Source organism: Kandleria vitulina DSM 20405, assembly GCF_000702065.1.
Lineage (GTDB): Bacteria > Bacillota_I > Bacilli_A > Erysipelotrichales > Coprobacillaceae > Kandleria > Kandleria vitulina.
Window position 1 is genome coordinate 1 of sequence record NZ_JNKN01000032.1, and the last position, 21,916, is coordinate 21,916.

General features: G+C 34.7%; 24 protein-coding genes and 1 tRNA gene. 20 read left to right on the forward strand and 5 right to left on the reverse strand.

The annotated features are described in order from the left end of the window. Positions 1-669: 669 nt before the first annotated feature. A tRNA-His gene (locus T513_RS0107500) sits at positions 670-745 on the reverse strand. A 189-nt stretch (positions 746-934) separates the two neighbouring features. On the opposite strand from T513_RS0107500, the gene T513_RS0107505 reads away from it, so the two are divergent. The 18 genes from T513_RS0107505 to T513_RS0107595 all read left to right on the forward strand — a co-directional run bounded on the left by T513_RS0107505 (position 935) and on the right by T513_RS0107595 (position 17,615). Next, a complete protein-coding gene (locus T513_RS0107505) occupies positions 935-1,282 on the forward strand; it encodes a PadR family transcriptional regulator (RefSeq protein WP_029070017.1) in 348 nt (115 codons plus the stop codon). Then, positions 1,269-2,153: a permease prefix domain 1-containing protein gene (locus tag T513_RS0107510; RefSeq protein WP_029072710.1), complete on the forward strand. Its 885-nt coding sequence runs from the start codon at positions 1,269-1,271 to the stop codon at positions 2,151-2,153. The genes T513_RS0107505 and T513_RS0107510 overlap by 14 nt, the downstream gene beginning before the upstream one ends. Beyond that, entirely contained in the window at positions 2,153-2,917 is a 765-nt protein-coding gene (locus T513_RS0107515; RefSeq protein WP_031589649.1) for a DUF4097 family beta strand repeat-containing protein, read from the forward strand. The genes T513_RS0107510 and T513_RS0107515 overlap by 1 nt, the downstream gene beginning before the upstream one ends. A 232-nt stretch (positions 2,918-3,149) precedes the next feature. Beyond that, positions 3,150-3,794, forward strand: a complete 645-nt coding sequence (locus T513_RS0107525; RefSeq protein ID WP_031589650.1) for a hypothetical protein — start codon at positions 3,150-3,152, stop codon at positions 3,792-3,794. A 61-nt stretch (positions 3,795-3,855) separates the two neighbouring features. Beyond that, positions 3,856-5,043, forward strand: a complete 1,188-nt coding sequence (locus T513_RS0107530; protein WP_029070021.1) for an aspartate aminotransferase family protein — start codon at positions 3,856-3,858, stop codon at positions 5,041-5,043. Positions 5,044-5,103: 60 nt separating this feature from the next. Further along, a complete protein-coding gene (locus tag T513_RS0107535) occupies positions 5,104-7,110 on the forward strand; it encodes a cysteine peptidase family C39 domain-containing protein (protein ID WP_031589652.1) in 2,007 nt (668 codons plus the stop codon). Positions 7,111-7,135: 25 nt separating this feature from the next. Beyond that, entirely contained in the window at positions 7,136-7,603 is a 468-nt protein-coding gene (ybeY, locus tag T513_RS0107540; RefSeq protein WP_029072714.1) for an rRNA maturation RNase YbeY, read from the forward strand. Beyond that, positions 7,604-7,999, forward strand: coding sequence for a cytidine deaminase (locus T513_RS0107545; RefSeq protein WP_029070024.1), 396 nt, complete (start codon positions 7,604-7,606; stop codon positions 7,997-7,999). 1 nt (position 8,000) lies between these two features. Then, entirely contained in the window at positions 8,001-8,897 is an 897-nt protein-coding gene (gene era / locus T513_RS0107550; protein ID WP_029070025.1) for a GTPase Era, read from the forward strand. Then, the gene (recO, locus tag T513_RS0107555; RefSeq protein WP_155266080.1) at positions 8,869-9,621 is read left to right on the forward strand and encodes a DNA repair protein RecO; all 753 of its coding nucleotides are present in this window, start codon (positions 8,869-8,871) and stop codon (positions 9,619-9,621) included. Before era ends, recO begins: the two co-directional genes overlap by 29 nt. A 68-nt stretch (positions 9,622-9,689) precedes the next feature. Continuing rightward, positions 9,690-10,613, forward strand: coding sequence for an alpha/beta hydrolase (locus tag T513_RS0107560; protein ID WP_031589654.1), 924 nt, complete (start codon positions 9,690-9,692; stop codon positions 10,611-10,613). A 125-nt stretch (positions 10,614-10,738) separates the two neighbouring features. Continuing rightward, positions 10,739-12,112, forward strand: coding sequence for a glycine--tRNA ligase (locus T513_RS0107565; RefSeq protein WP_031589655.1), 1,374 nt, complete (start codon positions 10,739-10,741; stop codon positions 12,110-12,112). A gap of 15 nt (positions 12,113-12,127) precedes the next feature. Beyond that, positions 12,128-13,888: a DNA primase gene (gene dnaG / locus T513_RS0107570; protein ID WP_031589656.1), complete on the forward strand. Its 1,761-nt coding sequence runs from the start codon at positions 12,128-12,130 to the stop codon at positions 13,886-13,888. A gap of 11 nt (positions 13,889-13,899) precedes the next feature. After that, positions 13,900-15,150, forward strand: coding sequence for an RNA polymerase sigma factor RpoD (rpoD, locus tag T513_RS0107575; protein WP_031589657.1), 1,251 nt, complete (start codon positions 13,900-13,902; stop codon positions 15,148-15,150). Further along, positions 15,150-15,827, forward strand: coding sequence for a tRNA (adenine(22)-N(1))-methyltransferase (locus tag T513_RS0107580; RefSeq protein WP_031589658.1), 678 nt, complete (start codon positions 15,150-15,152; stop codon positions 15,825-15,827). The genes rpoD and T513_RS0107580 overlap by 1 nt, the downstream gene beginning before the upstream one ends. Beyond that, positions 15,824-16,561, forward strand: coding sequence for a Nif3-like dinuclear metal center hexameric protein (locus tag T513_RS0107585; RefSeq protein ID WP_031589659.1), 738 nt, complete (start codon positions 15,824-15,826; stop codon positions 16,559-16,561). The genes T513_RS0107580 and T513_RS0107585 overlap by 4 nt, the downstream gene beginning before the upstream one ends. After that, positions 16,561-17,016, forward strand: coding sequence for an NUDIX hydrolase (locus T513_RS0107590; RefSeq protein ID WP_029070033.1), 456 nt, complete (start codon positions 16,561-16,563; stop codon positions 17,014-17,016). The genes T513_RS0107585 and T513_RS0107590 overlap by 1 nt, the downstream gene beginning before the upstream one ends. A 2-nt stretch (positions 17,017-17,018) precedes the next feature. After that, positions 17,019-17,615, forward strand: coding sequence for an NUDIX hydrolase (locus T513_RS0107595; RefSeq protein ID WP_031589660.1), 597 nt, complete (start codon positions 17,019-17,021; stop codon positions 17,613-17,615). A 31-nt stretch (positions 17,616-17,646) separates the two neighbouring features. Here the strand turns inward: T513_RS0107595 and T513_RS12205 are convergent, their stop codons facing one another. Further along, positions 17,647-17,799 carry a hypothetical protein gene (locus T513_RS12205; RefSeq protein WP_155266081.1) on the reverse strand — a complete coding sequence of 51 codons (153 nt, stop codon included), beginning with the start codon at positions 17,797-17,799 and terminating at the stop codon, positions 17,647-17,649. Between the two features lie 200 nt (positions 17,800-17,999). Beyond that, on the reverse strand, positions 18,000-18,923 hold the full coding sequence (locus tag T513_RS0107605; RefSeq protein WP_029072723.1) for a 4-hydroxy-3-methylbut-2-enyl diphosphate reductase: 924 nt from the start codon (positions 18,921-18,923) through the stop codon (positions 18,000-18,002). 95 nt (positions 18,924-19,018) lie between these two features. On the opposite strand from T513_RS0107605, the gene T513_RS0107610 reads away from it, so the two are divergent. Beyond that, the gene (locus T513_RS0107610; RefSeq protein WP_029072724.1) at positions 19,019-20,395 is read left to right on the forward strand and encodes a DEAD/DEAH box helicase; all 1,377 of its coding nucleotides are present in this window, start codon (positions 19,019-19,021) and stop codon (positions 20,393-20,395) included. Continuing rightward, the gene (locus T513_RS0107615) at positions 20,395-21,270 is read left to right on the forward strand and encodes a deoxyribonuclease IV (RefSeq protein ID WP_031589661.1); all 876 of its coding nucleotides are present in this window, start codon (positions 20,395-20,397) and stop codon (positions 21,268-21,270) included. Before T513_RS0107610 ends, T513_RS0107615 begins: the two co-directional genes overlap by 1 nt. Before the next feature lie 6 nt (positions 21,271-21,276). Here the strand turns inward: T513_RS0107615 and T513_RS0107620 are convergent, their stop codons facing one another. Then, positions 21,277-21,513, reverse strand: a complete 237-nt coding sequence (locus tag T513_RS0107620; protein WP_029072725.1) for a hypothetical protein — start codon at positions 21,511-21,513, stop codon at positions 21,277-21,279. 243 nt (positions 21,514-21,756) lie between these two features. Next, entirely contained in the window at positions 21,757-21,915 is a 159-nt protein-coding gene (locus tag T513_RS12675; RefSeq protein WP_080703133.1) for a transposase, read from the reverse strand. Position 21,916: the final 1 nt, after the last annotated feature.

Consider the following 21,916-nt stretch of genomic DNA (forward strand, 5'->3'; position numbering starts at 1 on the left):
ATAATGAATATAAGTGATGATTTGAAAAGTTTTGATATTGATAAATGCAATGGAAGATTTGAAAACTTCTATAGACTTCATAATTTAGAAGTAGACAGATTAACTGGCAAGAATAATTTAAGCAGTATCTCAATTTAAAAAGAGAATATATAAATAGGTTTTGACACGAGCCTTATGCTATCGCTAATGGATGCAATGGTATCTTTGGTAGTGAAAGTCTTATAGAAACTCATTAGTCTCATATGCTTTCGAGTATATTTGGAAGTGAATGTATATAAGAACCCAACGTGCTTTAGCCGTTGGAGTGTCAGATTAATGCTGTAGTAAAGCCTCTATGTGATATATAGCATTAGAAATATAGAAAAAATGAGATCAAACAGTCTAGATAATTTATGAAGCATATCTTTACTGACTTTCAATATTCAAGTATCATCCTTTCTAAATATATTATAATACATATACTTTATTGTCTAATAAACTGTTTTTGAGATTCACCATACATTCAATCCTCAGTTGTTTAAAATATAATAAGTATATCCCAAGATAGCGTACAATAAAAAAGCGGTATTCTTGGGAATGCCGCCTTTTTTTATAGCTCTTAAGTTTTGTTTTATTTGTTTCTGGAATAAAAAAGTACCTCTGTTAGAGGTACTTTGTCTTTCTATTAAATGGGGCGGTTGATGGGGTTCGAACCCACGCATGCCGGAGCCACAATCCGGTGTGTTAACCACTTCACCACAACCGCCATCGAAGACAATTAGTACTATATCTTATATGAGTAGGTTTGTAAAGAGAAAAATGAAAAAAATTGACGAAAATATTTTTATTGTTAAAAAAACCTTAGAATTAAGATAGAAAATAAATTAAATATTTTTAAATATTCCGATAGACATATTACGATAGTCGTAGTATATTGTAGTTAAGGAGGTACACCGTGGTAAATATTAGTAGTGATGTTATTCGTGGATATAATGATACGATGATTTTGTATTTCCTTATTCAGGAGCCTTCCTATGCTTATGAGATTTCCAAGAAGATTAAGCAACATTCGCATGATAAATATGTAATTAAGCAGACAACGCTTTATTCAGCGATGACTCGAATGGAAAAGAATGGCTATGTAGAATCATATGATGGCTATGCCGAAAATGGGAAGAGGCGTACTTATTATCGTGTTACTGATCTAGGAAGACAGTATTATCAAGAAAAATGTGAAGAGTGGATTTTGACAAAAGAAGTAGTTGAATACTTTATAGAGGAGGAAAGTAATGGATACGATTAGAAACTATCTAGAAACAACGTTTAACAGTTTTCCGCAAAGTCAGGCAGTAGAAGATGTAAAGGCAGAAATGCTCGAGATGATGGAAGAGAAGTTTCAGGAACTAAGAAAAGAAGGGAAGCCTGAACATGAAGCGATTGCGATTGTGATAAGTGAATTTGGCAATATGGATGAATTAAAAGAGACACTTGGTATTAAGGATGATGGTCAAATTAATTATTATGATGAAGCAGAAATTGATCATTTTATGAGTGCTTCAATTCGTGGGACATACATGATTGCTTTAGGGGTAACTCTTATTATCATGTCATTTATTTTTCCTATTCTTTTTAATGAGAATACGACAGGTCCAGCAATGATGTTTGTATTTTGGGCAATAGGTGTTGGCTTATTTGTTGTGTCTGGAATCGATAAGCCAGATATGAGTAATGGAGCAGCTCAGCTTTCTGATGAAGTAAGACGTAAATTGACTGATGAGCGTAATGAATATAAAAACACTGAAGCTGTTGTTCTTGCAAGTGGTATTATGTTATGTGTTCTAAGTTTTATTCCAACAATTTTATTTGATACAGATTGGGCACCTGCCATTTTCATGTTTATTGTAGCTGTGGGAGTTGGTCTTATTATAATAAGTGGTGCTAAAAAAAGAGCTTATGATGAATTGTTTAAGAAGAATGTTAAGAAAAAGAAATCTTCTTATAAGAATCCTTCAGTAAAAAAGATCATGTCTCTTTATTGGACAACAGTAACTTGTCTTTATATCAGTTATAGTTTTATTACATTTGAATGGCATAGATCATGGATTATCTGGCCGATTGCGGCTGTTATCAATGCTCTTATTCGTGCAATCTTTACTGAAGGAGAGGATGAATAATGAGAAAGGTTTATCTTGTAATCATTTGGACAATTACATTGGCATGTATAGTTTTTGGCAGCATGAGATTCACAGGTCATTTTACACCATTTGATGGTACTACGAAGAAAGGCTCACAATCTTTAGAGGGGACATTGAATTCTATTGAATTAAATGGAGATGCCTTTGATGTTACTATTCAAAAAGGAAATGAGAATAAAGTAAGTTATCGTAGTAAATATAAGCCAGAGATTTCTTTGGTTAATGGTCGTCTTACTATTAAAGAACATACTTCGAAAAGACGTTTCTTCTTTGCAAGAGCACTATCAGTTACTATTACTGTCAAAGATGATTTAGATACAATTACTCTTAACAGTAAACAAGGTGATATTGATATTAAATCTATTAAAGCTAAAAATATGATGATAGAAACAAAAGCGGGAGATATCGATATTGCAGATTGTGAGGGAGAAAATCTGTTTGTAGATACAAAAGCAGGAGATATTGATATTACACGAGGCAATATTCAAAATATAAAAGTTGAAAGCAGTGCGGGTGATATTGATTGTGATCGTACTTTATTTACAACTCTTAAATGTAATCTCTTGGCTGGTGATTGTGATATTAAAGGTCAGGAAGATCTTTCAGATTATTCTTATAATCTAGAAGTTAAATTTGGTGATCTGGATGTCAATGGTACATCTTATTCAAAGAGATATGTAAAAGAAGGATCAGCTAAGCGTATTGATATTGAAGTTAAAGCAGGAGATATTGATATTTCTTAATTTAAAGACTACTGGCAACAAGTCAGTGGTCTTTTTTTGATATAAGAATAGAAAGGTTATGTTTATGTGAATCAGCCAAGATGATCTTATATGGCAGTTCATTTGAGCCAGGTAAAACATTATTTGAAGAAAAGATTGCTAAAAATACAATTAGTTTTATCAGCATGTATACAGTTATGCTTTTTGTACATAAAAAGAAATCGTGGTAAAATAGGCGCAAAGGAGATTAGCTATGAAGAAGATAATAATGGTATTTATGGCACTGTTTATGCTTTGTGGATGTGCTAAATATAAAATGGTTGTCAATGTAGATGGAGATGGTAAAGTAGATGCTTCATTAAAGTCATTGATTTCTGAAGAAGCGCTTCTTTCACAAAATATGACGAAAGATGAAGCGATTAGTGCTATGAAAAAGTCTTTGGTTGGAAATAATGAAGAAGCAACGGTTAAGGAGATTAAGGAAGAGATTAATCATAAGACATACTACGGGTTGTCTATTACTAATATTAAGACGAAGTCAATTAAGTCAACGGTAAAAGATGGGAAGATAAGTGTGGATATTCCTGTAGATGCGCTTATTTCTTCTATAAAGAGTGGATTACCTAATATGTCGCTAAAATCTATTAAGAAACTAGGAGGAGAAGTTTCTATTGTGGTTAATATGCCAACTTCTGCCACATCGACAGTGGGTAAAGTAAATGGAAAGCAGGTTAAGGTGGATCTTCTTGATTTGGCATATAATAATAAAGAAGTAAAAAGTATTCATGTTACGTGTGAGAAAGAAGATCATACTGGTGTTGTAGCAGGTATTGTGCTAGTCATAATTGTACTTGCTGGAGTATTAGTAATGATGAAAAGAAAACAGAAAATAGACTAGAGGACTTTACAAGTGAAACGTAGACTGTTACTCTTATTTTTAATAAAAGGGGGATTAAGAAATGACAAATTATGAAAAAGGCGAACAGTATTTTCTTCATGCCTATGGAAGAATGTTGCCAGTCATGGATCATGGAGAAGGGGTTTATCTTTATGATACCGAAGGTAATAAGTATTTAGATTTCTACAGTGGGATTGGGGTTAACTCATTAGGATATAATCATCCACGTTATGTAGCTGCATTAAAAGATCAGCTTGAAACATTAACACATGTTTCTAACTATTTCTATACAGTACCAGCTGTAGAAGCTGCCCAGAAAGTAGTAGAAGCTACTCACCTAGATAAAGTCTTCTTCTGCAACTCAGGAGCTGAGGCTACTGAAGGGGCTTTAAAGCTTGCACGTAAGTATTATTATTTAAAGACAGGAAAAGCAGATAGTGAAATTATCTCATTCCACCATTCATTCCATGGACGTACAACTGGTTCAGTTAAGTTGACTGGTAATCCACATTATCAGGAAGCATTTGGACCATTGATTGATGGTGTTAAATATGCCACATTAAATGATTTAGATAGTGTAAAAGCATTAGTTACTGATAAAACTGCTGCTATTATTGTAGAACCTGTTCAAGGTGAAGGTGGCGTTAATCCTTGTACAAAAGAATTCATGCAGGGCTTAAGAGCATTATGTGATCAAGAAGATATCTGTTTGATCTTAGATGAAGTACAGTGTGGTATGGGTCGTACTGGAACTATTATGACTTATTTCCAGTTTGATATTCTTCCAGATATTGTTTGTTTAGCAAAAGGTATCGGATGTGGTGTACCAGTTGGCGCCTTTGTCGCAAATAAGCGTTATGGAGAAGCTATGCAGCCAGGAGATCACGGAAGTACATATGGTGGAAATCCATTTGTGACAAGAGCTGTATCTACAGTATTTGATATTCTTAAGGAAGAAAAGATTGTAGAAAATGCAGCTGAAGTATCAAAATACTTAGTTGCACAGTTTGATGAACTTGTAAAAGACTTCAAATGTGTAGAATCACATAGAGGTATTGGATTAATGCAGGGGCTTGTATTAAATGTACCAGCAGCTAAAGTGGATCAGGCTTTAATTAAAGAAGGGTTGATCGTTGTCACAGCTGGACCTCAGGTATTACGTTTCTTGCCACCACTTATTATTACTAAAGAACATGTGGATGCTGCTATGACAATCATCAGAAAAGTATTAAAAGAATTTGAGGCTTAACAGCCTCTTTTTTTAGAAAAAAGAGATCATTTTGTGAATACATGGGTAGGAGGAATCACTATGAAGAAGAAATACCCAATCTATCTGCAAGATGATGCAACATCATGTGGTGTGTATTGTATCAAGATGATACTTAAATATTATGGCATTGAAGAAGATGCAATTACGATGAAAAAGAAAGCAAGAGTAGATGCTTCAGGAACAACCATTAAGGGACTGATTGAAACATTGAAGTCTTATCATATTGAAGCAACAGCCTATCATGCATCACTAGAAGATATTGAAAAGAAACTTTCGATGCCTTGTATTCTTCATTTTGTCATAAAAGATCAAGGACACTTTGTAGTACTTTATGAAATAAAGGGAGACTCGTATATCATCGGAGATCCTGCTAAAGGGATAAGTGTCTATAATAAAGAAGATCTTAAAGCTCTTTATAGTGAACGTGTTATTCATATTAAACATATTGGAAGATATTATCATTATGAAGATTATCAATTTAAGACATTCTTTAAGCAGTTAAGAAGTCTTTATAAAAAGACAATCAGAGTTATTGTGAAGTACAGTGTTCTTATAAGTATATTTACTTATCTAGTCAGCTATCTCTACTCCATGATGATTGATATGTTAAAAAGAAATACCCCTTTATTTATTAGTGGCGCTATTATTGGGACATATGCATTTATGGCTGTTATTAAGGAGTTAATGCGTTATTTTAATATGAAAAAAGGCATCTATCTTAGACGTTCAATCGATAAGGATTGTGTTTATTCTTGTATAAGAAACGTGATGAATCTACCTGAAGATGCCTTCTATTATTCTATCGGCATGATTCATGATAAACTCTTTGATCTCTATACCTTAAGTGAAGAATGTGTGCAAATCTGTTGCATTATGTATAGTGATACCATTATGCTTATTCTGCTTCTTATTGGATTATCAGTCATTTCTCCTATCTTGACTTTAGTGAGTGTCATTTCACTTTTTGTGATTGGCATATATGTGAAAATGAAGAATACATCTTTATTAGAAAGCTATAAGGCCAGTCTTCATGCACATAATGATAATAGTGAAGCGCTCTTTGATTATTTACAATTAAGACGTGTTGCAAAATGTTTTATGGGAAGCATCAAATGGTTGAAGAGATATGAGCATTATTATGAACAAGATCAGTCCTTGCGTCAGGATTATGAAGAAGACCAGATGGCTATGAGTCTTTCTTTAAATATGATGATGGTTCTTTCACAGATTGGTATTCTTTCACTGGGATTGTGGTTTTATAAGATGAAAGTCATCACGATGGGAATCTTGATGATGTATATCATAGTCAATGGACAGCTTGTTGAACCGCTAGTTAGAATCGCAAGTGTATGGAGCAGCTATAAGCAGTGTCAGCTTCTTTATGAACGCTATAAGGAGTTTATGGGTAAAGAAGAGATGGGCAGTGAACATCTTGATAGAGTTCAGGAAATCACCTTGTCCAATGTTTCTTTTTCCTATGGCTATGGAGAATATGTGATCAAACATCGTGATTTAAAAATAGATCATTCTCTCTTTATGTTTGGTAAGACAGGATGTGGAAAGTCTACATTATTAAAGCTTATGGCAGGATTTGATCGACATTATAGTGGAGAAATATTTATTAATGATCTTTCATTAAGAAAGATCTATCTGCCAAGTTTAATGAAACATGTCTTATATGTAGATAATAAAGAAGCCTTTATGAACGGGACTCTTTATGAGAATCTGATGTGTGAAGATCTCTCTTTAATTAAAGAGGTATTTCAGGTGCTTGGTTGTGATTATTTAACAAAGTTAAGTATGCCAATAAAGCAGGATGGAAGACCTTTTTCAAGAGGGGAAGCTACGCTTGTTATTCTTGCAAGAGCACTGCTTAAGAATGCGGATGTCTATCTTCTCGATGAGCTGTTTTCTGGTTTAGAAATTGAACAGGCAAAAAGCCTGATTGAGCGTATAAAAGCGTATAAAAAACAGGCGATATTCGTGATTGTGACGCATCAAAGAAATTTAATGAATAGTGATGATGATTATGTTATAATCGAGTGAGAATAGTAGTAAAGGGTGGTCAAGCATGAATGTGGATTTCGCATATATTAATGAAGTAGAATCATTTGATGAAAACTATGAAAAAGATTTTTCTACAATTATTGAAGGGACATTAAATCATCTTCATATTAGTGATGATATCGAGGTTTCTGCAATCCTTGTGGATGATCAGAAGATTCATGAAATCAATAGAGATTATCGTCAAATTGATCGATCAACTGATGTTATCAGTTTTGCACTTGAAGATAGTGAACAATATTATGTAGAAGGTATGCCTAGAGAATTAGGGGATATCTTTATTTCAGTGGATCATGCGAAAAGCCAGGCTGAAGAGTATGGTCATTCATTAAGAAGAGAAATGTGTTTCTTATTTACACACGGACTTCTTCATCTTTTAGGTTATGATCATATGAAAGAAGAAGATGAAAAAGTCATGTTTACTTTACAGAAAGAAATTTTAAAAGAACTCCATATGACGAGGGAGGAAATCTAGATGGATTATCAAAAACTTGTGGATGAGGCTTTTTTAGGAAGAGAAAATGCCTATGCGCCTTATTCACATTTTAAGGTAGGAGCAGCAGTGCTTTTAAATGATGGAGAAATCATTCGCGGATGCAATATTGAGAATGCGGCTTATGGTTCTTCTATGTGCGCAGAAAGAAATGCTGTTTATCAGGCCTATTGTCGAGGTTATCATAAGGAAGATATTAAGGCCTTGGCTATTGTTGGAGATGGACCGACATTAATTTCTCCATGTGGAGCCTGTCGACAGGTTCTTGGAGAATTGATGCAGCTAGATACGCCAGTCATTTTAGGAGCGAGAGATCGCTATGAAGTGACGAATATGAAAGAGTTATTACCACGAACATTTACAGAAAAGGATATGTAAGATGCATAAATCGGGATTTGTAAGTATCATTGGGAGACCCAATGTAGGGAAGTCTACACTTCTCAATCATATATTGAAGACAAAGCTTGTTATCACTTCGCCAACAGCGCAGACGACAAGAAATACAGTGCAGGGAATTTATTCTGACGATGAAGCACAGATTATTTTCCTTGATACACCAGGTATTCATAAACCTCAGGATGGATTAGGATCATTTATGAATGCGACAGCTTTAAGCTCAATGGCTGGAACTGATGTTATTTTGCTTATTGAAGCCGCAAATGAACATATTGGAAAAGGTGATCGCTTTATTATTGAAAGATTAAAGAGAGAAGCAGAATGTCCTGTCTATCTTCTTTTAAATAAATGTGATCTTCTTTCTAAAGAAGAAATGATGAAGAAACTGACTGAATGGAATCAGTTGTATCCATTTAAAGAAATTATTCCTATTAGTGCCTTGAAAGGTATTAATATTGATGATCTTATGAATACTTTAAAGAAAGATCTTCCTGAGGGTGGAATGATTTATCCAGAAGAAATGATCACTGATCATCCAGAACAGTTTATTTTATCAGAGTTCATCAGAGAAAAGATTTTATACTTTACTCATGATGAAGTTCCTCATGATGTCGCAATTGTTGTAGAACAGTGGATTGAAGATGAAGATTCTATTGATATCATGGCTCAGATTATTGTAGATAGACCTTCTCAGAAAGGTATTATCATTGGTAAACAGGGAAGTCTTATCAAGAAGATTCGTCAACAGGCACGAAAAGACATGAAGAGATTCTCAGGAAAAAAAGTGAATCTTGAATTATTTGTCAAGGTTGAAAAAGATTGGCGCAATAAAGCAAAATATCTAAAAGAGTTTGGCTATAATCAGGATGACTACTCATAATAGTGAAAAAACACAAGGCATTGTCTTAAAGGCAATGCCTTATAAAGAATCTGGACAATTGGTCAGTGTCTACACTTTACAGTTTGGTAAAATGACATTCCATGCCAGAGGTGTCAGAAAATTGACAAGCAAGAATGCACCAAGTGTGCAATCTATTACACTTAGTGAATTTGAACTGACACCGCGAAAGGGTATAAGTGCGCTAATCAGAGGGAATGGATTGCAGTTCTACAGGCATATAAAGGAACAGATTGAATGTGAGATTGTCGCTGATTATCTTCTTGAATATGTTTATCGCTATGAAGAAGAGAATCATCCTGATGAAGAGATGTTCATGATGATCAAGAACACTCTTGATGCACTAGATCAGGGCTATCACTTTTTATTAGTATATCTGCTTATCAATTGTTTTATTTTAAAAAGAAACGGTATTGATCTAGAAGTAGATGGATGTGCAATATGTGGCAATAAGAAAGTAGAATCATTTTCTATTAACAATGGTGGATTTGTCTGTCATATGCATAATGAAAATGAGCTTCCTGATTTTACTATTCAGACATTAAAGGCTTTAAGGCATATCTATAAATGTCCGATGAAAGAGATTGGAAAGCTTCATATTGAAGAAGAGGAACTCACAAAGCTGATGCCGGTTCTTTCTTATTATGTAGAAGAATATGCAGGCATCCGTCTTAAGTCACAAACTTTCGTTAAACAAATTGTTTGAAAATCGAGCAATTTGTTTTTCTTTGGGGTTATAATGTTGTAAAATAAATTATCAGTAAGGAGGGGTTCATGATGATCATGGAAGAGTCTTTTGCATCAAGCATGCACGCGTGGATACATTATACAATTTATGAACCAAAAGTGATTCTTCGCGTGAAAGGTGTTGTGATGATCTGGCATGATGTCTCTGAAAACTCACATAGCTATGTTCATTTTGCAAATTACTTATCACAAAATGGATATGTAGTTGTAGTTAGTGATCTTGTTGGACATGGACGTTCTCTCATTGATTTTGAACAAGGCTACTTTGGTGAAGGAGATGTGCTTGAAGGTATCATTGAAGATATGCACAAGCTCCAGCTGATGTTATTTAATAGATATCGTGATACTTTATATTTCAGTATCGGTGTAGGATTTGGGGCGTCTTTATTAAAAGTGTTCGCAAGTCGCTATGGTGATTATATTCAAGGTATGATCTTACTATCGGAACCAAAGAATTTTACATTCCCGCTTTCTATCACTTTGCGTTATAAGATTGTTCGAAGATTTAAGGGCCCTATGCATCATTCTGATAGACTTCTTCGTAAAGAAAGAAGACATCTTTCTAATGGAATAGGTAGGGATCCTTTGGCTTGGATGACTCATGATGAAAAAGAAATCAGACGCTTTGAAGTTGATACGCTCTCTAACTTTTCTTATACATTAAAAGGGTATAAAGATCTCGTGGATACCAATCGACAGGCTAATCAGATTGATGTACTACGCACTACACCATCCTATCTTCCAATATTGCTTCTTTCAGGGGATGAAGATCCGATTACACATAAAGGAAAAGATACTAAAGAAATCTATGAGATGTATAAGAGTCTTGGCATTACAGACTTGTCTATGGAGATCATTAAAGAAGGAAGACATGTTCTTTTAAAGGAACTTAATAAGGAAGAAGTATACAAGATAATAAGAAACTGGTTAAATGATAGAACCTTCATCTAACACCCTCATAGTTGGTTGACAAAATACTACTATAAGAGTATAATCGGTTCGAATTAATTAAATGAAATGACTTAGCATTTATGATGCTAAGTCATTTGTATTATTAAACAATTATAGGAGGGCTTATGGCATCTAATTTAGATATGGAAAAACTAATTGCACATGCTAAATCACAGGGATTCGTATTCCAGGGATCTGAAATTTATGACGGTTTAGCTAATACTTGGGATTATGGACCTTTAGGGGTTAATTTGAAGAATAATATCAAACAGGCATGGTGGAAGAGATTTATTCAGGAATCTCCATACAATGTCGGTATTGATTCTGCCATCTTCATGAATCCAAGAGTATGGCAAGCAAGTGGGCATGTTGGTAACTTCAATGATCCACTTATTGACTGTAAACAATGTAAATCAAGACATAGAGCTGATAAATTAATTGAAGCTTATGATCCAGAACTTCATCCAGATGGATGGACTCCTGCAGAAATGACTGCGTTCATTAAAGAACATAACATCGCATGTCCTAATTGTGGTGGACATGATTTCACTGATATCAGACAGTTTGAATTAATGTTTGAAACATCAATGGGTGTTGTAAGAGATGCTAAAAGCACCGTTTATTTAAGACCTGAAACTGCCCAGGGTATTTTTGTCAACTTTAAGAATGTACAGAGATCTTCTCGTAAGAAGGTACCATTTGGTATTGGTCAGATTGGTAAATCATTCAGAAACGAAATTACTCCAGGTAACTTCATCTTCAGAACAAGAGAATTCGAACAGATGGAATTAGAATTCTTTACTAAACCTGACACTGATTTAGAATGGTTCAATTATTGGAGAAGCAACTGTATGAAGTTCTTAACTGATATTGGATTAAAAGAAGAAAACTTACGTTTTAGAGATCATGATCAGAAAGAGTTATCTTTCTACTCTAAGGCTACAACTGATATTGAATTCAAATATCCATTTGGATGGGGCGAACTTTGGGGTATCGCTGATAGAACAGATTACGATTTAAATAGACATATGGAATATTCTAAGAAAGATCTTTCTTACTTAGATCCAACTACTAATGAAAAGTATGTTCCTTATGTTATTGAACCATCAGTAGGTGCTGATCGTTTATTCTTATCAGTTCTTGCAGATGCATATGATGAAGAACAGCTTGAAAATGATACAAGAATTGTAATGCATTTCCATCCTGCCTTAGCACCAGTTAAGGTTGCAGTATTGCCATTAAGCAAAAAGCAGAAGGATGAAGCTGAAAAATTATTCATGGATCTTTCAAAAGATTTCGCTTGTGAATTCGATTTATCAGGTAAAATCGGTAAACGTTATAGAAGACAGGATGCTATCGGTACACCATTATGTGTAACTGTAGACTTTGATACAGCTGAAGATGGTTCTGTAACTGTACGTGATCGTGATTCTATGGAACAGGTTCGTTTACCAATTTCTGAATTAAAATCATATATCGCAGAAAAATTGAAATTTTAATGGAGGAGGACGGATATGGCGAGAATACCTCGTGAAAAAATCGATGAAATCAGACAGAGTGTAGATATTGTAGATGTGATTTCACAATATATTTCCTTAAATAAAAAAGGAAGTGGCTACATGGCAATTTGCCCGTTTCACGATGACCATGATCCGTCCTTGTCTGTTTCCCAGTCAAAACAGATCTATAAGTGTTTCGTATGTGGAAACGGGGGGAATGTATTTACATTCCTTCAGGAGTATTTGCATATATCTTATCTTGAAGCTGTCAAGATGGTGGCTGAGATGGGACATGTGGATATGGGTGGCTATGTTTTTGAAAAGAAAGAAGCCCCAATCAAGCAGGAGCTAAAGCCACTTTATGAGATGCATACTGAAGCAGAAAAAATCTATAGCTACTATCTCAACACAAAAGCTGGAACGCTCGCAAAAGACTACTTGCATCAAAGAGGCTTTGATGAACAGCTGATCAAGACATTTGAGATTGGCTATGCCCCAGAACGTGGTGTATTGCATAGCGCTTTTGAAAAGCTTGGGTATAGTGAAATAGATATGGTGAAATCAGGTCTGATTATAGAATCCCAAGGTCATTACGATCGTTTCAAGGATCGTATCATGTTTCCATTGCATGATGAGAATGGACGCATAATCGGATTCTCAGGTCGTATTTATAAAAATGGCGCAGAAGGCGCTAAATACATGAATTCACCGGAATCAGATATTTTTATAAAAGGACAGACCCTTTACAACTATCATCGCTGTAGAGAGATGGTAAAAAAAGAAGGCTTTGTCTATATTAATGAAGGATTTATGGATGTCATTGCGATGACGCGTGCTAATCATGGAAACTGTATTGCCTTGATGGGTACTGCATTGACGAAAGGACATTTGCGCATGCTAGGTCGTTTGACGCACTCGATTGTAGTATGCCTTGACGGTGATGCCCCAGGGCAGGCAGCGAGCGCAAAAACAGCACAGTTCCTTTCGGAAAATGGCTTTGATGTCCAGATTGTCACATTGCCAGAAGGACGAGACCCTGATGAAATCTTTACAAGTGAAGGTCAGGATGGGTTAGATGAAGCATTAGGCAGAAGACAGACTTATCTTGAGTTCCTTATTAAATATGAAGCCTCTCGTTTGGATCTTGCCAATTATAATGATCGACGTACATTGCTGGATCGTATTACAAAAGAGATTGCTAAATTAAATGATAAGCCTGGACAGGATCACTTTATTAAGGTGCTGTCAGATTTATCACAGTTCCCAGAAAATACAATCAGGGAACTGATGGCTGAACATAAGAGTGAAGAAGTACCGGTTGTAGACTTCGGTGATATTGTCACTAAAGTAAAAGATACAAGACGTATTCTTGACAAATATAATCAGGCTGAACGTAATCTTTTGTTTTATATGTTAAATGATAAGGCGGTAAGTGATAAGTATGAACAGAAAGTCGGCTTTATGTACAATGATACTTATCGTGTATTAGCAAGCTATGTGGTGGATTATTATAGAAATCATGCCATCATGGATGAAGCTGATCTGATGGATCGCATCGGACATGATCAGGAAAGACTTATTCATACGTTGGCAACAATTGCAACATTGCAGCTTCCTCTTCCTTATGATGAGAAAGCAATTGATGATTATATACGCATTATTTCTCAGAATGCATTGAAGATGAAGAAGGAACAGCTCAAAGAGCAGTTCCACTATGTTCTTGATCCAAAGCAAAAAGCAGAAATACTTAAAGAAATGATTAACTTAGATAAATAGGAGACTTGAAAATGGCCAAAAAAAAAGCACAGGCAATGACTTTTGAAGATCTTAAAGATTTAATTAAAGAGAATGCAAAAATCAGAGGAGGTCAGTTGACACAGGATGATTTAGATGCATTTTTAGATAAATATGAATTAGATGATGAAACATCAGAAGAGTTATTATCATTTATCTCTGATAATGACTTATTATCAGAAGATGATCTTGATATCGATGAAGACGATATCATAAGCGGTGGAGACGATGATCTTGCCGGCTTAGAAGGATTATCTTTAGATTTAGGATTAGATGATGACGATGATGACGATGATACACCTGATCTAGACTTTGGTACTAGTCTTGATATGGGCGACACTATGAGCATGTTGCATGACAAGGATAAAGATGATGACATGAACCAGTTAGGTTCTAATGTTAAAATCAATGATCCAGTCAAGATGTATCTTAAAGAAATCGGTCGTGTTGACTTATTAACACATGATCAGGAAATTGATTTAGCAAAACAGATTCTTGAAGGTGGAGAAGTAGGAGAAGAAGCAAAGAAAAAACTTGCGGCTGCCAACTTACGTCTTGTCGTTTCTATCGCTAAGAGATATGTAGGTAGAGGTATGTTATTCCTTGACCTTATTCAGGAAGGTAACATGGGTCTTATCAAGGCTGTAGAAAAGTTTGATTATACAAAAGGATTCAAGTTCTCTACATATGCCACTTGGTGGATCAGACAGGCTATCACAAGAGCTATTGCGGATCAGGCAAGAACTATTCGTATTCCTGTCCACATGGTAGAAACAATCAACAAGCTTACTAGAATTCAAAGACAGCTTATTCAGGAATTAGGTAGAGAACCTACTGCTGAAGAAATCGCTGGTAAGATGGAAGGTATGACTCCAGAAAAAGTAAGAGAAATTCAGAAGATTTCTCTTGAACCAGTTTCACTTGAAACACCAATTGGTGAAGAAGATGATTCTCATTTAGGAGACTTTATCGAAGATGAAGGTGCCATGTCTCCAGATGACTATGCATCTAACGAATTGTTAAAAGATGAATTAAACGAAGTTCTTCTTGAATTAACAGACAGAGAAGAAAAAGTTCTAAGATTACGTTTCGGATTAGATGATGGACGTACTAGAACACTAGAAGAAGTGGGTAAAGAATTTAACGTTACACGTGAACGTATCAGACAGATTGAAGCGAAAGCTTTAAGAAAGTTAAAACATCCTTCACGTTCTAAACGTCTAAAGGATTTCTTAGATCGTTAATGAAACTTAAATCAAAACGACTTCTAAAGATTGCAGAATGCATAAAAAACTATAAAAAAGGAAATATCTTGGCAGACATTGGCACTGATCATGCCTATCTGCCTTGTTTTCTTTTTAAAGAAAAAGCAATCTCACATGCCTATGCATGTGATGTTGCGGAAGGCCCGCTTCATAGTTCAATGGCAACTATTGCACAAGAAGAAGTTGAAGGACATGTCATTCCATTATTAGGTGATGGTTTAGCACCAATTGTGGATAAAGAAGTAGACATGATATCAATCTGTGGTATGGGTGGATTATTGATGACGCAGATTTTAGATCGTCATCCAGAAAAGATGGAAACAGCACGTTTCTTTTTACAGGCTAATACCGCAATTGATCTTTTAAGAGAATACTTAATGAAACATGATATGCGTATCATTGATGAAGATGTTGTAAAAGATGCACATCATATCTATGAAATCATTATTGTGGAAAAAGGAAAAGATGTATCCTATACTAAAGAAGAACTGATCTTTGGACCAGTTCTTATGAGAAAGAAAGACCCTCTCTTTATTGAAAAATGGCAAAAACAGCTAGTAAGTCAAAGCAATATTTTAAAAGGACTTCCTCAAACCAATGAAAAGTATCAGGAAGTCAAAGATATGGTTGATCTTATTAAGAAGGTGATTGAATGAAAGCAGGAGAGATTGTAGAAATCATGGAAAGAAATTTCCCATTATCTTTACAGGAAGAATGGGATGTAAGTGGTTTTCAATGTGGTCATTATGAACAGGAAGTTCATAAGATCATGATAGCTTTAGATTGTGATTTACGCACAATTAGAGAAGCTATCGCAAAAGGATGCGATATGCTTATTACACATCATCCTTTTCTATTTAAAAGATTAGATCTTAACTTATCTGGATATGTTGGTACATGTATAGAAGAAGCAATCAAGAATGATCTTGTGATCTACAGTTCTCATACACCGTTGGATAAAGTAGCCATGAATAATTGGCTATGTGAAGAATTAGGACTAATCGAAGTTGGTGAATGTGAAGAAACAGGTATCGCAAAAGCCGGTAAATTACAAGAAGAAATGTCTTTAAATGACTTTATAGAACATGTAAAAAATGTTTTCCACTTAGATTATGTGCGCATTGCAGGAGATAAAGAAACTATTCACACTGTCGCAGTGTGTGGCGGTGCGGGCGCTGACTTTATTCACAATATTGATGTGGATGCTTATCTTACTGGAGATATTAAATATCATGCTGGTGAAGATAGTACGATTTGTGATATGGTCTTAGTTGATGTTGGTCATCATGTAGAAGTTATTATGGTAGAAAAACTAAAAGAACTTCTACAAGAAGAAATAGATGCTGAGATTATTACAAGTACCTCTCCAGATTATTTCAGGTTTGCATAATGATACTTACGACAACCATCTATTTAAGAAAAGAAGGCTACACATTGATGCTTCATCGTACAAAGAAGAAAAATGACATCAATGAAGGCAAATGGATAGGTGTAGGTGGAAAGCTGGAAAAGGGAGAATCCCCTTTTGAATGTGCCATAAGAGAAACATTTGAGGAAACAGGCTATCACATCATTGATGCCAGATTTGTAGGTATGGTCACTTTTCCTGGTCTTCATAATGGTGAAGATGAACTGATGTTCATCTATGAGAGTCATCATTTTGAAGGGGAACTTCATGGAAACGATGAAGGAGAACTCAAGTGGATCAAGGATGAAGAACTCTATGATCTCCCTTCATGGCCAGCCGATTATCACTATTTAGATTGGCTAAAAGACAATCAGTTTCATCAGGCAAAAGTTATATACGATGATGATGGAACCCTTGTTTCCTATAGTGAGGAATAGCGATGGATTTAATAGATACTATCAAGAATAATTGGGGAGACCATCAAAGTCATTATCGTCCCAAAGAATCAGTAGTGATGATTCCTTTGATCAAGCATGATGATTATTATTCATTGCTTTACGAAGTAAGATCTTATGAGTTAAGACATCAGCCTGGTGATGTATGTTTCCCTGGTGGTCATAGAGATGAAGGTGAAACAAGAAAACAGGCCTGTATACGTGAAGTATGTGAAGAGCTTTTGATTGATAAGAAACAAGTTCACATACTTGCACAGATGGATCCCATTGAGGCAAGAGGAATGGTCATTTATCCATTTATTGGTATTATTGATGATTATCATGATACCTATTCTAGTGATGAAGTGCACCATATTTTTAAAGTTCCAGTTGGTTTTTTATTAAGCAATGTCCCACAAAAATATTCTGTTACCACAACAACTGTTCCAGAAGAACATTTTCCTTTTGAATTAATACCAGGAGGAAAAGAATATAAATGGATGACTAAGACCGACAACATTCTCTTCTATTTATTTCAAGAAGAAGTTATATGGGGCATTACCGCAAGAATAACATATATGTTTATTCAATCTATAAAATAATAAACGAGGAGATTTAAATCTCCTCGTTTGTTTATTTAGTGATAGTAGCTGTCTTATTATAAGAATGTTCGTAGAAATCTACTTTATGTGGGTTATTTTCATAATAAGCAGTATAGACCTTCATTAATCGAGAAGGCTTTTTGCCATTGATTTTCCCAATGATGTTAGATTGAGTAGGCGACATGTTCGTAACTTTCATCATCAAAATTAGCAATAGATTTTACGACGAGAATTTTATTTTTACCATCAGCATTAACAGAGTTAACACTCGAAAAACTCATAAAAGCAAACAAAAATGTACAAAGAATTTTTTTGAGTAACATATTTCAATTTTATTCCTTTTGAAATAGGCGTACAAGAAAAAGCGACGTTCTGTCGCTTTTTTTATTTTAGAATTTTATCATAATCGATCTTTGGTAGTGGGTAAGTAGAAGGATCATTTTCATCAAACTGTTCAATATAGCTGATGATCTGATTAGTAAGAGAAGTAGGAGTAGAGGCTCCAGAAGAGACAGCTACATGCTTCTTTCCTTTTAGATCATTAATATTAAGTTCTTCAATTGAACCAATCATTCTTACATCCTTATGAGCGAGATCTCTTGAGATAGAGGCTAATTTCTTTGTGTTATTAGAATGAGGGTCACCAACGATGATGACAAGATCAACATCATCAGGAAGATCCCTAATAGCTTCCTGTCTGATTTTTGTAGCAGTACAAATTTCCTGTTCTATTTCTACATGAGGAAGTTTCTGTTTTGCATATTCACTTAATTCATAAATGTCATATAATGACATTGTTGTCTGATTCGTCAATAAATACTTTTTAGAAGGATCAAGCTGATCAAAGTCTTCTTTCTTTTGAATAAGGTGAATATGTAAAGGATCAATAAGCAGTGCACCTTCTGCTTCAGGATGATGTTCTTTACCAATATAAAGAATCTCGAATCCTTCAGTAAGCTTCGCTTTGATAAGATCATGGGTCTTAATGACATCAAGACAAGAAGCATCGATAACATCTAGTCCTTTATTTAAGGCTTTCTCTGTAACAATATCACCTGCTCCATGAGCAGTGATGATAACTGTTCCTTCATCTATTTCATCAAGAAGCTCTTCTCTGGTCTTGTTTTTATCTTCAATGGTAATGGCCCCTAAATCACGTAAGGCATTAACGATATATTGATTATGAACAATCATGCCAAGAATATAGAGAGGTTTCTTTTCTACTTCTTTTGTAGCTTTTTTAGCAATATTGATGGCTCTAACGACACCTTTACAATATCCTCTAGGGATAATTCCAGTCACTAACATTTTATAAATCTCCTTTTTATATTCTTAATGTAACAAATCTTTTTGCACTTTTAAAGTTTTATGTTATAATTCATAAGCTAAAGGAGGCGAAAAATATGCCAAATTTCAATCAATTTTCTTTTAAAGAATACATTAATAAAACAATTGAACATATTAACTTTAATAAACCTACAGAAATACAGGAGAAGGTTATTCCTCTTGTAAAGAAAAGAAGAGATGTAGTAGGTATTTCACAGACTGGTACAGGGAAGACTCATGCTTTCTTATTGCCAATCATGGATAGAATTGATACAAATAAAGAATGCATTCAGGCTGTAGTTGCAGCACCAACAAGAGAGTTGGCTATGCAGATCTATCAGAATGCAAAAGAATTCAGAAGATTCAATAAGGATCTTCGTGTGTCTTTGATTATTGGGGGAAGTGATAAACAGAAGACTATTACTAAACTTAATAATCAGCCACATATTATTATTGGTACACCTGGTCGTATTAAGGATTTAGCTATTGATGAAAATGCCTTAAAGATCACTACTGCTGATATTTTTGTCATTGATGAAGCAGATATGACATTAGAATTCGGTTATATTGAAGACTTAGATATCGTACTTGGAAAAATGAAAGAAAACTTACAGATGCTTGTTTTCTCAGCTACAATTCCAGAAGCAATGAAACCATTCTTAAGAAAATATATGAAAAATCCTGAGATGGTTACTATCAATCAGTCAATGACATCTTCTGCGAATGTTAAGCATTATCTTATTCCAACAAAACATAGAGATCGCTATGATGTCTTAAAGACAATCATGGGAATGATTGATCCTTATATCTGTATTATCTTTGCGAACAAGAGAACTGAAGTTACTGCAATCGCAAAAGCTTTACGTGAAGATGGTTATCGTATTGGAGAAATCCATGGTGATCTTGAACCAAGAGAACGTAAGCAGATGATGAGACGTATTCATAACAATGAATATCAGTATATTGTCGCAACAGATATTGCAGCTCGTGGTATAGATATTGATGGTGTATCTCACGTTATCAATATGGAATTCCCAACTGAAAGAGATTTCTATATTCATCGTTCAGGACGTTGTGGACGTGGTAAATATACAGGTGAATGTTTCTCAATGTATGATACATCAAACCAGGAAATGGTTGAATCATTAGAAAAGAAACATATTCACTTTGAAATGAAACAAATCAAAGGTGGAAAACTTGTAGATGCGGGTGAAAGAGATAAACGTAATAAGCGTGTACATGAACCTACTGAATTAGAAAAAGAAGTACAGAAGATCATTAAGAAGCCTAAGAAAGTTAAGCCAGGATATAAGAAGAAAAGAAAAAGAGAAATTGAAAAGCTTTATCGTAAACAGAAAAGACAGATTATTCAGCAGGATATCAGACGTCAAAGAAAAGAACGCTATAAAAAAGCGCAGATTGAAAAGCGTAAAGCAGAAGAAGGTAACTGGTAATGACAAAATTATTAATTGGGTCACACGTAGGAATGAAGGGGAAAGATATGCTTTTAGGAAGTGTAAAAGAAGCTTTATCCTATAATGCGACTACCTTCATGTTCTATACTGGTGCACCTCAGAATACAAGAAGAAAGCCTATTTCTGAACTAAAAGTAGAAGAAGCAAAAGCTTTGATGGAAGAACATCATATCTCATTAGATAATCTGGTCGTTCATGCTCCCTATATTATTAATCTAGCTAATACAATCAAGAAAGAAACATATGAATTAGCAGTAAGCTTTCTAAAGACAGAAATTGAACGTGTAGAAGCCATTGGAGCATCACGTTTAGTTCTTCATCCTGGTTCACATGTAAAAGCTGGGGAAGAAGTTGGTCTACAGTCCATTATCGATGGATTAAATGAAGTATTATCACCAGATCAGAATGTAAAAATTCTACTTGAAACAATGGCCGGAAAAGGGTCAGAGCTTGGTACGACATTTGAACAGCTTGCCTACATTATTGAACATGTAGAACTTAGTGATAAGTTAGGGATCTGTTTAGATACATGTCATCTTCATGATGCAGGATACGATTTAACAGACTTTGATCATATCTTAGATATGGTTGATGAAACAATCGGATTAGATCGTGTACTAGCAATTCATATCAATGATTCAAAGAATGTACAAGGTGCGCATAAAGATAGACATGAAAACATCGGCTATGGAGAAATTGGATTTGAAACATTAAATAAGATTGTTCATAACCCACGATTAAAAGATGTTCCTAAGATCCTAGAAACACCTTATATTGATGGTAAAGCCCCCTATAAAGAAGAAATTGAAATGTTTGAAAACAACACGTTCAATGATACATTAAAACAGTCATAGTACTTGCTATGACTGTTTTCTTATAGAAGAAATAAGAGTACGTATACAATCATTTTCCAGATCAGTAAACTTAGACATATATTTCACCAATACAAAAGAATAAGTCGCATTGTCTAAGGCATAGACATTATTTTTTAAAACAGATAATAGTCTTTGTTCAAGAGACTGATCAACATGGATATGGTTGTTAATTAATAATTCATGAAAGTCATGATAGTTGACTTCACTAATATAAGAATTCATAGTTAGAATTTCACCTCCTAATTTATGTATACGAATAAAAAATGGACATTACTAAAAGAAGCTGTAACGAAATGATTTAATCATTTCGTTAGGCTTCTTTTTTTCGTCCATATTTTTCATGATATGTAGGATATGATTTCATTCTATTCATTCTCATAAGACTCACAATAAAAAAACCCCAAAAAAGGGCGTAATAAGGGTATCCATTGTGAATATCTTTTTTGCACTGTGAATTGTACCTGCCTAATTCGAAAGCGATTTGACTTTTTCTTTACATTTCTTCCTGTACCAGTGGTGATACTTCCTTAAATTGAACCCCAGACACACAAGAAGAAATTCCATTTTTGCATTATCGAGTCCTCTTCTCGAAAATCTTGTGAATCCTCGATCCTCCTTCAGCACG